Annotated in this window: 11 protein-coding genes; 3 read left to right on the forward strand and 8 right to left on the reverse strand. The window is 60.5% G+C overall.

Annotated elements, in window-relative coordinates:
* Positions 1 to 338 precede the first annotated feature (338 nt).
* Together tmaR and AACQ43_RS13535 are read left to right on the forward strand one after the other, a co-directional pair.
* Positions 339 to 656, forward strand: a complete 318-nt coding sequence (gene tmaR / locus AACQ43_RS13530) for a PTS system regulator TmaR (RefSeq protein ID WP_016352207.1) — start codon at positions 339 to 341, stop codon at positions 654 to 656.
* A 216-nt stretch (positions 657 to 872) separates the two neighbouring features.
* Complete coding sequence (locus AACQ43_RS13535) at positions 873 to 3,956, forward strand: transglycosylase domain-containing protein (protein WP_168967621.1); 3,084 nt, start codon at positions 873 to 875, stop codon at positions 3,954 to 3,956.
* Between the two features lie 84 nt (positions 3,957 to 4,040).
* On the opposite strand, the gene yjgA is transcribed toward AACQ43_RS13535, so the two are convergent.
* Positions 4,041 to 4,565, reverse strand: coding sequence for a ribosome biogenesis factor YjgA (gene yjgA / locus AACQ43_RS13540; protein WP_010635921.1), 525 nt, complete (start codon positions 4,563 to 4,565; stop codon positions 4,041 to 4,043).
* A 113-nt stretch (positions 4,566 to 4,678) separates the two neighbouring features.
* Between yjgA and pmbA the strand changes: the two genes are divergently transcribed.
* Positions 4,679 to 6,022, forward strand: a complete 1,344-nt coding sequence (gene pmbA, locus AACQ43_RS13545) for a metalloprotease PmbA (RefSeq protein WP_168967622.1) — start codon at positions 4,679 to 4,681, stop codon at positions 6,020 to 6,022.
* Between the two features lie 85 nt (positions 6,023 to 6,107).
* Here the strand turns inward: pmbA and murA are convergent, their stop codons facing one another.
* The 7 genes from murA to mlaF are packed head-to-tail and all read right to left on the reverse strand — an operon-like array spanning position 6,108 to position 10,628.
* Entirely contained in the window at positions 6,108 to 7,364 is a 1,257-nt protein-coding gene (murA, locus tag AACQ43_RS13550; RefSeq protein ID WP_076362004.1) for a UDP-N-acetylglucosamine 1-carboxyvinyltransferase, read from the reverse strand.
* Positions 7,365 to 7,381: 17 nt separating this feature from the next.
* Positions 7,382 to 7,639 (reverse strand): BolA family iron metabolism protein IbaG, encoded by a 258-nt coding sequence (gene ibaG / locus AACQ43_RS13555; protein ID WP_005306001.1) that lies wholly within the window; start codon positions 7,637 to 7,639, stop codon positions 7,382 to 7,384.
* Positions 7,639 to 7,911, reverse strand: coding sequence for an STAS domain-containing protein (locus AACQ43_RS13560; RefSeq protein WP_016352203.1), 273 nt, complete (start codon positions 7,909 to 7,911; stop codon positions 7,639 to 7,641). Before AACQ43_RS13560 ends, ibaG begins: the two co-directional genes overlap by 1 nt.
* Positions 7,908 to 8,540: a phospholipid-binding protein MlaC gene (gene mlaC / locus AACQ43_RS13565; protein ID WP_011707621.1), complete on the reverse strand. Its 633-nt coding sequence runs from the start codon at positions 8,538 to 8,540 to the stop codon at positions 7,908 to 7,910. The genes AACQ43_RS13560 and mlaC overlap by 4 nt, the downstream gene beginning before the upstream one ends.
* A gap of 9 nt (positions 8,541 to 8,549) precedes the next feature.
* Positions 8,550 to 9,041 (reverse strand): outer membrane lipid asymmetry maintenance protein MlaD, encoded by a 492-nt coding sequence (mlaD, locus tag AACQ43_RS13570; RefSeq protein WP_101149962.1) that lies wholly within the window; start codon positions 9,039 to 9,041, stop codon positions 8,550 to 8,552.
* Between the two features lie 7 nt (positions 9,042 to 9,048).
* Positions 9,049 to 9,828: a lipid asymmetry maintenance ABC transporter permease subunit MlaE gene (gene mlaE / locus AACQ43_RS13575; RefSeq protein ID WP_011707619.1), complete on the reverse strand. Its 780-nt coding sequence runs from the start codon at positions 9,826 to 9,828 to the stop codon at positions 9,049 to 9,051.
* Entirely contained in the window at positions 9,828 to 10,628 is an 801-nt protein-coding gene (gene mlaF, locus AACQ43_RS13580; RefSeq protein ID WP_011707618.1) for a phospholipid ABC transporter ATP-binding protein MlaF, read from the reverse strand. The genes mlaE and mlaF overlap by 1 nt, the downstream gene beginning before the upstream one ends.
* Positions 10,629 to 10,678 lie beyond the last annotated feature (50 nt).

A 10,678-nucleotide genomic window follows, 5' to 3' on the forward strand; every position in this document is an offset into this window, starting at 1 on the left:
TGGTAGTGTGGCATTCGCCATGCGAGAGTAGGACACTGCCAGGCACCCAACACGAGAAACCCCGCTCATCTGAGCGGGGTTTTTTATTGTCTGAAATTCGTCTTATCTCACCCCTGAAATATCCTTTCGGATGGAGATCCTGTGCTGCTTTCTACCCTGTTGTTCACTCGGCTCTCTCGTGCCGAAACCCGGCGTCAGCCCTGCAATTAGGGTTGTATCTGCCTCATAACTCGGTAGAGTAAAGGCATCTTGGGTTGGCCCGTACTTTCTCATGTTGGTTTCTTTAGTACGGATGCAACTTGGCCTGCTTTTATCAACCTTACGTCAGTGGTATCGATATGGAACAAGTAAACAAGTCCACCTTCAGTGATGTACTGGAATATGTGCGTATGTCCCGTCGTCAGAACAAACTCAAGCGTGAAATTGCGGACAACGAGAAGAAGGTCCGTGACAACCAGAAGCGTGTGCTGCTGCTCGACAACCTGAGCGATTACATCAAACCGGGTATGAGCATCGATGAGGTGCAAGCCATCATCGCCAACATGCGGGCTGATTATGAAGAGCGTGTGGACGACCACATCATCAAGAATGCCGAGCTGTCCAAAGAGCGTAAAGAGCTGAGCACCAAGCTCAAGGCGATGAGCTCCAGCAAATAAGCCTGCTCCCAGTCTTATCAAAACACCGGCCATAGGCCGGTGTTTTGCTTTCAGTCATCAGCTCGGATCTCTCACCGCGCTGCAACAATCGGCTCCCCTTTTTATGATCGCCCTGTTACCATCACTACAAAGCGGTCAATAGTTTTCAAGCCATTGACTTGAAACGACTAAGCTTGAGTGAAACACAATAAATTGCGCAACCATGGTGGGGCTGATATGGGCGCATCAGAACAGACGGATTTGAACAAAGTGGCATCTCAGGATTCATCTGTCCCAAGCGCGGACGGCAAGTACAAGCGCAAGCGTCGTTCCTGGTGGCGCTGGTTGTTCTGCTTTTTCTTTTTGCTGTGCCTGGCTGCGGTGATTGCTCTGGTCGGTTATGAGATGCAGACTTCCCGCCTGCAGTCGCAGGAGATCTCCCGCTATGCGGCCAAGCTGACCTATCAGGTTGAACCGGGCCCCAGCAAGCAGATTGCCTTCCCCGAAGACGGTCCCTTCGACAAGCGGCTCGGTTATGTGCTGTTGCCCATGATGCAGGAGCGCTTGCTGCAACGGGGTTATCAGGTCAGCGAGCAGGTACATTTCTCCGATGCCTTGTATGACTATGCCAGTCGCGGCTTTTTCGTGCCTTATACCGAGAAGGTGCAAGCCGGCCTGACTCTGCACGACTGCCGGGCGGAGCCCTTCTATCAATTCAAGTATCCGACCCACTATTACCCGGATTTTGCCTCCATCCCGCCGCTGGTGATCCAGTCGCTCCTGTTCATCGAGAACCGCGACCTGCTCAGCAATGAACAGCCGCTGGCCAACCCGGCCGTAGATTGGCCCCGTTTTGCCAAGGCGGCCATGTCCCAGGTCGGCAAGGCGCTCGATATGCAGGATCAGTCGGCCGGCGGCAGTACGCTGGCGACTCAGGTCGAGAAGTATCGCCACTCGCCGGATGGCCTGACGCTGTCACCCACCGAGAAGATCCGCCAGATGGCGTCCGCCAGTGTGCGGGCCTACCGGTTGGGGCCCAAGACGCTGGAGGCGCGCAAGCTGGTCGCTTGGGCCTATCTCAACTCGGTCCCGCTCTCTGCAGCTCCTGGCTATGGGGAGGTACACGGCCTGGGGGATGGTCTCTGGGTATGGTTTGGCGCCAATGTGGACGAGGTAAACCGGCTGCTGGACCCTGCGCGCAACCAGGATGCCTCTTTGGCGGAGCAGGGCCTGGCGCTGCGCCAGGTGGTCTCGCTGATGATTGCCCATCGCCGCCCCTCCTACTATCTGGCGCAGGGGCGCGATGCACTGGCGACCCTGACCGACAGCTATCTACGGCTGTTTGTACAGGAAGGGATGATCACGCCGCCGCTGATGGAGGCCGCGCTGAAGGCCAGGGTCTCGTTCCGTGACTTCCTGCAGTCCCCGGCGGTGACCAAGGTCAACAACAACAAGGGTCTGCAAGTTGCCCGCACCCGTCTGAGCCGCCAGCTCGGGGTGCAGCTCTATGATCTGGACCGGCTCGATCTGACGGCCGACACCAGCCTCAACATGCCGCTGCAAAACGAGGTCTCTCGCTACCTGCAGCAGCTGGCCGATCCGACATTTGCAGCCCAGGTCGGGCTGTTTGGTGAGCGCCTGCTCTCGCCGGAGAAGACGGGAGACGTGAAATACAGCTTCACGCTGTTCGAGAAGTCCCCGCAGGGCTTCAAGGTGCGGGTGCAGACCGACAACACGGATCAGCCGTTCGATATCAACGAGGGTAGCAAGCTGGAGCTGGGGTCAACCGCCAAGCTGCGGGTGTTGACCACCTACCTGGAGATCGTCTCCGAGCTGCACGACAACTACGCGGACATGTCGGCCGAGAGCCTGCGCAAGATAGAGGTATCGGAGCAGGACAACATCAGCCGCTGGGCCGTCTCCTACCTGATGACCGCCAAGGACAAGAGCCTGCCACCCATGCTGGAGGCGGCGCTCGATCGCAAATACTCCGCCAGTCCGAACGAGGGATTCTTCACCGGTGGCGGCATGCACACCTTCAACAACTTCCGGCGTGAGGACAATGGCCGCATTCCGGCCATTCGCGACGCGCTGCGCGAGTCCATCAACCTGCCCTTCGTGCGCCTGATGCGTGACATCGTCCGCTACAGCCTCTACCGGGAGGGCAACCGTGCCCAGCTGCTCAAGGATGACAAGGATCCGCGCCGTACCGAGTATCTGGCCAAGTTTGCGGATAAAGAGGGGCAGACCTATCTGCTGCGCTTCTGGCGCAAATACCGTGGCAAGACTGCGGATGAACAGCTTGATACCTTCCTGGATGGTCTCAAGCCCAGCGCCGTGCGCCTGGCCGCCGTACACCGCTACCTGATGCCGGATGCGTCGCAGGAGACTTTTGCGGCCTTCCTGGCGAAGCGTCTGCCGCGGGAGAAGCTGAGCGATCGTCGTATCGAGCAGCTCTATACCAGCTATGGTCCCGGCAAGTATTCGCTGCCGGATCAAGGCTATATCGCCCGGGTGCACCCGCTGGAGCTGTGGCTGCTCTCCTATCTCAAGGAGTTCGACAAGGCGACCTTCGCCGATGCTGTCGAGGCGAGCCGGGACGAGCGGCAAGAGGTCTACAGCTGGCTGTTCAAGACTCGCCACCGCAGCGCCCGCGACAGCCGGATCCGCACCATGCTGGAGGTCGAGGCCTTCCTCGACATCCATCAACGCTGGGCCAGACTGGGCTACCCGTTCGATCACCTGGTGCCGTCGCTGGCAACGGCCCTGGGCAGCTCGGGTGACCGCCCTGCTGCGTTGGCCGAGCTGATGGGGATCATCCAGAACGGCGGCATTCGTGCACCGACCCTGCGCATCGAGCATCTGTCGTTTGCCAAGGGCACGCCGTTTGAAACCGAGTTCCAGCCAGCGCAGACCGAGGGGACCCGGGTACTGCCGGTCGAGGTGGCCACCGCGCTGCGCAACGCGCTGTCGAAGGTAGTGGAAGGGGGCACGGCCAGACGGATTGCCGGTGCCTTCGCCCTGCCGGACGGTACCGTGCTGCAGATGGGGGGAAAGACGGGGACGGGCGACAACCGGATTGAAACGGTCGGCCGCTACGGCAACGTGACCAGCTCGCTGGCTCGCAACCGGACCGCCACCTTCGTCTTCTATCTGGGAGAGGATCACTTCGGCACCCTGACGGCCTATGTGCCGGGTAGCCAGTCCGACAAGTTCCGCTTCACCTCGGCCCTGCCGGTGCAGGTACTCAAGGGGATGGCCCCGCTGCTGATGCCGTATCTGCAGCCAGGCACTCACACCCAGTGCATGGCGGGCAGCTGAGCTGCGGCGACACGAAAACGGGGCCATATCGGCCCCGTTTTATTTCGTACTGTTCATCGCCGGTCGGCGAAGGTGAGTCATCACTTACAGCAGATCTTCGATCTCGCCGCGCAGATACTGGTACATCTCGCGATAGGCCACCGGCGGCTTGTTCAGCTCTCGCTCCTTGTTGGCGGTGCGGATCAGCTGGCGAAGCTTCTGGCGGTCCAGCTCGTGGAACTGGGACATCAGCTCGTTGAGGGCGCTGTCACCTTCATTGATCAGCCGCTCACGCCACTGTTCCAGCCGGTGCAGGCGGGCGTTTACGGTGGAGTGGCGATTCTTGATGATGGAGAGCGCCTCGACGATGGGCTCCACATCGCGGCTGCGCATCAACCGGCCGATGAACTGCAGGTGGCGACGGAAAGACTCGTCTTTCTTCGGCTTGAGCTTGCGGCCCAGCTCGACTGCTTCGGCCAACTCTTCATCCAGCGGGATCTTCTCCAGCTCGCTGTGGCTGAGGGAGACGATCTCTTCCCCCATCTTTTGCAAGGCTTCGGCGTCGCGCTTGAGCTGGCTTTTGCTGGGGCCCCAGTCTTCCCACTCGTTGTCGTCTTGATATTGACTCATCGGTCTCTTGATTCCTGTCATTCACGTTTGGTGGATATGTTACCAGCTTCTCCCGCTGGGCGCAGGGGTCTGATATGCTTAGCCCCTTTCCTTCCTTCATACAGATGTGAGTTATGGATCAGCAAGACCAAATCCGCCAGGATCAAGCCCATCTTGAAGCCGTAGTTGCCGAGGCCCTGGAGATTGCCAAGGGACTGGGGGCCGGGCTTGCCGAAGTCTCCATCAGCAAGCAGACCGGGTTGTCGGTGAACACCCGGGGTTGTGAACTGGAAAGCATCGAATTCAACAAGGACGGGGCGCTCGGCATCGCCGTCTATCGCGATGGCTGCAAGGGTTCCTCCTCCACCACGGATCTGAGCCCGTCGGCCATTCGTGCCGCCGTCGAAGCGGCCATGGAGATTGCCCGGCACACCTCGCCGGATGCGTGCGCCGGTCTGGCTGATGCCGAGCTGCTGGCCTGGGATGCCCCGGATCTGCAACTGTGTCATCCGATCGAGCTGGATCCGCAGCGCGGCATCGAACTGGCCATCGAGTGTGAGCGACTGGCGCTGGGCCGCGATGCCCGCATCAAACACTCCGACGGCGCCGGTTTCTCCAGCCATCTTGGCATCAAGGTGTATGGCAACAGCCATGGCTTCGTCAAAGGCTACGCGGCATCGCGCAACTCCCTGAGCTGCGTGCTGATCGGCGAGCAGGATGGCGACATGCAGCGGGATTACGGCTACTCCTCCAGCCGTACCCTGGACGGACTCTGGAGCCCGCAGCGCATCGCCGACGAGGCGATGGAGCGCACCCTCTCTCGCCTGGGGGCCCGCAAGATCAGCACTCGCCACGCTCCCGTGCTGTTCCATCCCGATACGGCGGCCGGTCTGTGGGGTCATCTGGTGATGGCCATCAGCGGTGGCAATCTCTACCGCAAGTCGAGCTTCCTGCTGGACAAGCTGGGCAAGCAGATCCTGCCCGAGTGGCTCACCATCCAGGAGTTTCCCCACCTGCTGGGGGGACTCGCCAGTACCCCGTTCGATGGTGAAGGCGTGTTGACCCGCGACATGGACATTGTGCGCAATGGCGAGCTGATGAGCTGGCTACTTACCTCCTACTCGGCCCGCAAGCTGGGGCTCACCACCACGGGCCACACCGGCGGCATCCACAACTGGCAGGTTTCCAGCACCGGCCAGGATTTCAATGGCATGCTCAAGGAGATGGGCACCGGCCTGCTGGTGACCGAACTGATGGGGCAGGGAGTCAATATCGTCAATGGCGACTACTCCCGCGGCGCTGCCGGTTTCTGGGTGGAGAACGGCGAGATAGCCTATCCGGTCGAAGAGATCACCATCGCCGGCAATCTGGCCGAGATGTTCAGCCATATCGTGGCGGTGGGCAGCGACGAAGATGAGCGCTCCAGCCTCAAGACCGGCTCGGTGCTGGTCGAGAGCATGAAGCTGGCCGGTCACTGATCCCGGCATCAGCGAATTGCAGCCATGAAAAAGGCCCCTCGCAGTGCGAGGGGCCTTTTTGTATCGGCGTGTTCAGGGGCGGCAATCAGCCCTTGATGCGCTCGATGCGGCCGCCAAGGCCTTGCAGCTTCTGCTCGATGTCTTCGTAGCCACGGTCAATGTGGTAGATGCGATCGACGATGGTGGAGCCTTCGGCGACGAAGCCGGCCAGCACCAGACTGGCGGAGGCGCGCAGATCGGTCGCCATCACCTGGGCACCCTTGAGCTGCTGGGTGTCGCGGCAGATGGCAACATTGCCCTGCAGTTCGATGTCGGCGCCCATCCGGACCAGCTCAGGCACGTGCATGAAGCGGTTCTCGAAGATGGTCTCGGTGACCATGCCGGTGCCCTTGGCTACCGCGTTCAGCACGGTGAACTGGGCCTGCATGTCGGTCGGGAAGGCCGGGTAGGGGGCGGTCTTGATGGTGACCGGCTTGAGGGTACGACCGGTCATGTCGAGGGTGATCCAGTCTTCACCCTTCTCAATCAGGGCGCCAGCCTCTTCCAGCTTGACCAGTACCGCTTCCAGCAGGGTCGGATCGGTCTTGCGGCAGGTGATCTTGCCGCCGGTGACCGCTGCACCCACCAGGAAGGTACCGGTTTCGATACGGTCTGGCTGGACGCTGTAGCTGCCTCCATGCAGACGCTCGACACCGTCGATGGTCAGGGTGTCGGTGCCCGCACCCTGGATCTTGGCGCCCAGCGCATTGAGGAAGTTGGCCAGATCGACCACTTCCGGCTCGCGTGCGGCGTTTTCAATCACAGTGCGGCCGTCAGCCAGGGTGGCGGCCATCATCAGGTTCTCGGTACCGGTGACGGAAACCATGTCCATCAGGATGTGGGCACCCTTCAGGCGGCCGTCGACACGAGCCTTGATGTAACCATCTTCGATGGCAATCTTGGCGCCCATCAGCTCCAGACCGTGCACGTGCAGGTTGACCGGACGGGCGCCGATGGCGCAGCCACCAGGCAGGGAGACGTCAGCCGCGCCAAAGCGGGCGGCCAGCGGGCCCAGCGCCAGGATGGAGGCGCGCATGGTCTTCACCAGCTCGTAGGGGGCGACATGGTTGTTCACCGCGCCGGTCAGTACGGTGACGTTGCCATTCACCTTGGTGGTGGCGCCCAGCATCTCCAGCAGCTTGATGGTGGTGCCCACGTCTTTCAGACGCGGCACGTTGGAGAGGTGGATCTCCTCATCACACAGCAGGGTGGCGAACAGGATCGGCAGAGCGGCGTTCTTGGCGCCAGAGATGGTCACTTCGCCGTTGAGAGTACAACGACCATCGATCTTGAATTTGTCCATTTACGTTTGATACCAAATCAGGAGGGCAGTAGGAATTTACGTTCGCGTTTCCACTCGGCATCGGTAAAAGCCTTGATGGAGAGTGCGTGAATGGCGTTGCTGGCGATCTTGTCCATCAGCGGGGCATAGATGGCCTGTTGCTTCTTGACCCGGCTCATGCCGTCAAACATGTCGCCGACGGCGATCACTTGGTAGTGACTGCCGTCCCCTTTGACATGGACTTCGGACAATGGCAGAGCCTCGAGGAGTATCGCTTCAATTTCAGAGACTTGCATTATGCGTCCTCAGTTGTGAGCGGGGTTGACTGAAACAATCCGGCCACCCCGTACAGGTTGGCCAGAGTATAAAAATCAGTGGAGGCGCCCACCAGTTGCGGTGTGGCGCCTCGTGCCAGAGCGGCTTTGGCCCATTTGACCAGCAGGGCAAGCCCTGCTGAATCCAGGGTGGTGACGTCGCCGAGCTCGATCTGGTCTTCCTGCCACCAGTCGGCCCGCCGTTGCCACAACTCAACGACCTGGGCCGCCTGCAGCTCGCCGCTCAGTCTCATTTCTTGAGTACCAGCGGCTTGGCATTGTGGGCGCGCAGCTGGGCGATCACCGCATCGATGCCGTTCTGGCGGATGAGGCCGCCCAGCTCGTTCTGCTTGGCAGAGAGCAGGCTGATCCCTTCGGCGACCATGTCGAAGGCTTTCCATTCGCCGGTCTTGTTGTTCTTACGCAGTTTGAACTCGAGGAAGATGTCCGGCTTGCCGGCCTCTTTCACGCTGACGTTGACGGCGGTGATGTTGCTGTCACCGGCGGCCTTGCCCGGCTCGACCTTGACGGTCTGCTTGTCAAAATGGGCCAGGGCGTCGGCGTAGGAGCTCACCATGTACTCGGTGAACACCTCGACAAAGGCGTCGCGCTGGGCCGGGGTGGTCTGCTTGATCTGGTTGCCAAGCACCTTGTAGGCGGCGAAGCGGTTGTCCACGTAGGGCAGCAGCTCTTCGCGGATGATCACCCGCAGGTGATCCGGATTGCTCTTCACCTGAGCCTGATCAGCCTTCAGGCGGGCGAAGGTCTGCTTGGCCGCCTGATCCACCAGGGCATAGGGGTCGGTGGCATCGGTGGCTTGTGCTGTCAGGGAAAACAGCATGCTGGTCATCAGGCCCAGCAGCAGGGCGATCTTCTTGAACATAGCTACTCCTTACTTGCTGTCTGATTTGGTGTCGGAAGACTGGCTGTAGAGGAACTTGCCAATCAGATCTTCCAGCACAATGGCGGATTTGGTGTCTTCAATCATGTCGCCATCCTTGAGCATGCTGGTGCCCATCTCCTCATCGGTAAAGCCGGGCATCAGGCCTATGTATTGCTCGCCGAGCAGCCCCGAAGTCAGGATGGAGAGAGTACTGGTCTCGGAGAACTCACCGGCGCTCTTTTGCATCTGCAAAGAGACGATCGGCACTTGGCTCTTGGCGTCCAGAGTGATGTCGCTGACCCGACCGACGACCACGCCGCCCACCTTGACCGGTGAGCGTACTTTCAGGCCGCCGATATTATCGAAATGGGCGCGCAGGGTATAGGTTTCTCCTTCCGGTTTGAAACTCAAACCTGCCACTTGCAGTGCCAACGCCAGAATGGCACCGATGCCGGCCAGCATGAAGGTGCCAACCAGGAATTCTACTTTGCTGAACTTCATCTTTACCTTATCCAAACATGACTGCGGTGAGTATAAAATCCAGGCCGAGCACGGCCAGGGAGGAGTGGACCACGGTACGGGTCGTGGCCTGACTAATCCCGGCCGAGGTCGGCTTGGCATCATAACCGTTAAAGAGCGCAATCCAGGTGACCACCAGGGCAAAGATCAGGCTCTTGATGGCGCCCTGCATGATGTCATCCTGCCAGTCGACGGAGGCCTGCATGGCGGACCAGAAGCTGCCTTCGTCCACCCCCAGCCAGTCGACGCCGACCAGCTTGCCGCCGAAGATGCCGATCAGGCTGAACATGAAGGCCAGCAGCGGCATGCTGATGACCCCGGCCCAGAAGCGCGGCGCGACGACCCGGCGCAGCGGGTCTACCGCCATCATCTCCAGGCTGGAGAGCTGTTCGGTGGCCTTCATCAGGCCAATTTCGGCGGTGAGGGCCGAGCCGGCGCGTCCGGCAAACAGCAGCGCGGTCACCACGGGGCCCAGCTCCCGCAGCAGGGAAAGAGAGACCAGCGGCCCCAGACTCTGCTCGGCACCGAAGTCTTTCAGTACGTTGTAGCCCTGCAACGAGAGCACCATGCCGATGAACAGCCCCGACACCAGAATGATGGCGACCGACTGCACCCCGACCACATACAACTGCTGCACCAGCAGCGGGAAGTGCTTGCGCGGCGCGGGTTTGCCCGCCAACGCGTGAAACAACATGATGGTGGCGCGGCCGATGGCGCTGATGAATCGCACCCCGCTTCGCCCCAGTTTGCTTACCTGGCTTGTCAACATCAGAGATCCTGTAGCAGGTCGCCTGCCGGAAAATGAAACGGAACAGGACCGTCGGGCAATCCTTTCAGGAACTGCTCGACCTCGGGATTGTGCTCCTCGCGCAGCTGGGCCGGCGTGCCGTGCGCCACCACCTTGCGGTTGGCGATGATGTAGGCGTAGTCGGCAATGCTCAGCACCTCTTTCACGTCGTGGGTGACGATGACGGAGGTGATGCCGAGGGCATCGTTCATATCCTTGATGAGCTTCACCAGCACCGCCATGGTGATGGGATCCTGGCCGACGAACGGCTCGTCATACATGATGAGGTCCGGATCCAGCGCGATGGAGCGGGCCAGCGCCGCGCGCCGGGCCATGCCGCCGGAGAGCTCGGACGGCATCAGTCTTGCCGCGCCGCGCAGGCCCACCGCCTGCAGCTTCATCATGACGATGGTGTGGATCAGCTCTTCCGGCAGGCCGGAGTGCTCGCGCAGCGGGAAGGCCACGTTGTCGTACACCGTCATGCCGGTAAACAGGGCGCCGCTCTGGAACAGCATGCTCATCCGCTTGCGCACCTCGTACAGGCGCGAACGGGAGAGGGTGGGGATATCTTCCCCGTCAAACAGGATATGACCGGATTCGGGCTTGAGCTGGCCGCCGATCAACCGCAGCAAGGTAGTCTTGCCGATGCCGCTGGGGCCCATGACCGCAGTGACCTTGCCACGGGGAATGGTCAGGTTTATCCCGTCGTATAACAGCCGATCTCCGTGACTGAAGGTCAGGTCGGAGATGGTGATCAGGTCATCGTTCAAACAATTGTCCATCCGGTGTAAATGAAGAGCGAATTTTATGGGCTAGTCTAGGTCTAAGCAAC

It is taken from the genome of Aeromonas sp. DNRA1, assembly GCF_963888745.1.
Lineage (GTDB): Bacteria > Pseudomonadota > Gammaproteobacteria > Enterobacterales > Aeromonadaceae > Aeromonas > Aeromonas hydrophila.

Excerpts from the sequence above, each read along its gene's own strand:
- mlaD (WP_101149962.1), bottom strand. The coding sequence starts at position 9,041 with ATGAAGTTCAGCAAAGTAGAATTCCTGGTTGGCACCTTCATGCTGGCC.
- mlaC (WP_011707621.1), bottom strand. The coding sequence starts at position 8,540 with ATGTTCAAGAAGATCGCCCTGCTGCTGGGCCTGATGACCAGCATGCTG.
- mlaF (WP_011707618.1), bottom strand. The coding sequence starts at position 10,628 with ATGGACAATTGTTTGAACGATGACCTGATCACCATCTCCGACCTGACC.
- mlaE (WP_011707619.1), bottom strand. The coding sequence starts at position 9,828 with ATGTTGACAAGCCAGGTAAGCAAACTGGGGCGAAGCGGGGTGCGATTC.
- ibaG (WP_005306001.1), bottom strand. The coding sequence starts at position 7,639 with ATGCAAGTCTCTGAAATTGAAGCGATACTCCTCGAGGCTCTGCCATTG.
- tmaR (WP_016352207.1), top strand. The coding sequence starts at position 339 with ATGGAACAAGTAAACAAGTCCACCTTCAGTGATGTACTGGAATATGTG.
- murA (WP_076362004.1), bottom strand. The coding sequence starts at position 7,364 with ATGGACAAATTCAAGATCGATGGTCGTTGTACTCTCAACGGCGAAGTG.
- AACQ43_RS13560 (WP_016352203.1), bottom strand. The coding sequence starts at position 7,911 with ATGAGACTGAGCGGCGAGCTGCAGGCGGCCCAGGTCGTTGAGTTGTGG.
- yjgA (WP_010635921.1), bottom strand. The coding sequence starts at position 4,565 with ATGAGTCAATATCAAGACGACAACGAGTGGGAAGACTGGGGCCCCAGC.
- pmbA (WP_168967622.1), top strand. The coding sequence starts at position 4,679 with ATGGATCAGCAAGACCAAATCCGCCAGGATCAAGCCCATCTTGAAGCC.
- AACQ43_RS13535 (WP_168967621.1), top strand. The coding sequence starts at position 873 with ATGGGCGCATCAGAACAGACGGATTTGAACAAAGTGGCATCTCAGGAT.